Origin of the sequence: Nocardia sp. NPDC058666 (assembly GCF_042714895.1) — a bacterium.
Lineage (GTDB): Bacteria > Actinomycetota > Actinomycetes > Mycobacteriales > Mycobacteriaceae > Nocardia.
In genome coordinates this window covers 1-1,269 of record NZ_JBHXRY010000087.1, presented here as the reverse complement: position 1 = coordinate 1,269, position 1,269 = coordinate 1, and the positions used below count along the sequence as shown (strand labels likewise).

Here is a 1,269-nt window from a genome sequence, read left to right as displayed (position 1 = left end):
GGGCGGGGCCGTCCGCGTGCAGATGGGCGTTCGTGACGAGCTCGGAGACGCTGAGGAGTACGGAATGCACCGTGTCCGGGGCCGCGCCGCCCCACGGCAGCGAGGCGAGGTGCCCTGCGGTCCACTGCCGCGCCGCCCGGACTCCTCTCGACACCGGAAACGTGCGGGCCCATCCCACGGCCTTGACCGCCATTGTCCTCACCCCACTTCGGTTGCGTCGTTCGTGTGGTTCGTCACGGTTCGCCTACCCGCTGTCCGCTCATGCATCCGCCGGTTCCGGGGCGGTGTGTGTCGCACGGCTTCCGATTGGTCGGGATCGGGTGATCGGATGTGCCCGGCTCGGCGATAGCCTTCTTCATCGGTTGTACGGCGAAAGACGGATCCCCCGGTCGGTCCGGGGGATCCGGTGCGTTCCCCTGCCGTGTCCTTTCCCGTGCGCCGGCACGGTCCTTGTCTAGAGTGAGGTTGGCAGATGGCTGAGCGGTCGGGTTCCGAGGAACTGGGCAGGGCACCGGCGCTTCCCGGCGAGGACAGGATCGGCGAATCGGAACTGCGCCAGCTGCTGGCCGGTCTGACGGCCGTGCGGGACGGGGACTTCCGTACCCGGCTGCCCGATACGGCGGACGGCCTGCTCGGCGAGATCGCCACGGTCTTCAACGGGATGGCCGACCAGCTGTCGCTGTTCACGTCCGAGGTGACGCGGGTGGCCCGTGAGGTGGGCACCGAGGGAACGCTCGGTGGCCAGGCGGACGTGCCGGGAGTCGGCGGCGCCTGGCTGGACCTCACGGATTCGGTCAATTTCATGGCCGGAAACCTTACGGCGCAGGTGCGTTCCATCGCCCAGGTCGCGACGGCCGTGGCCAAGGGCGACCTCTCGCAGAAGATCAACGTGACCGCGCGCGGGGAGATCCTGGAGCTGAAGGAGACCATCAACACGATGGTCGACCAGCTGTCCGCCTTCGCCGCCGAAGTCACCCGGGTGGCCCGCGAGGTCGGCACCGAGGGCCGGCTCGGCGGCCAGGCGGACGTCGAGGGCGTCTCCGGCACCTGGAAGGACCTGACGGAGTCGGTCAACGTCATGGCCGACAACCTGACCGCCCAGGTGCGCTCGATCGCGGAGGTCACCACCGCGGTGGCCCAGGGCGATCTGACGCAGAAGATCCGGGTGGACGCGCGCGGGGAGATCCTGGAGCTGAAGGAGACCATCAACACGATGGTCGACCAGCTCTCCGCCTTCGCCGACGAGGTGACGCGCGTGGCCCGCGAGGT

At 69.2% G+C, this 1,269-nt stretch carries 2 protein-coding genes; one reads left to right on the top strand and one right to left on the bottom strand.

The genetic code is table 11. The features are described from left to right. On the bottom strand, nucleotides 1–193 hold a 193-nt coding region (locus ACFWVD_RS28670), incomplete at its 3' end, for a hypothetical protein (protein ID WP_379248026.1). 279 nt (nucleotides 194–472) lie between these two features. On the opposite strand from ACFWVD_RS28670, the gene ACFWVD_RS28665 reads away from it, so the two are divergent. Further along, a partial coding sequence (locus tag ACFWVD_RS28665; RefSeq protein ID WP_379248024.1) for a HAMP domain-containing protein occupies nucleotides 473–1,269 on the top strand: 797 nt, incomplete at its 3' end.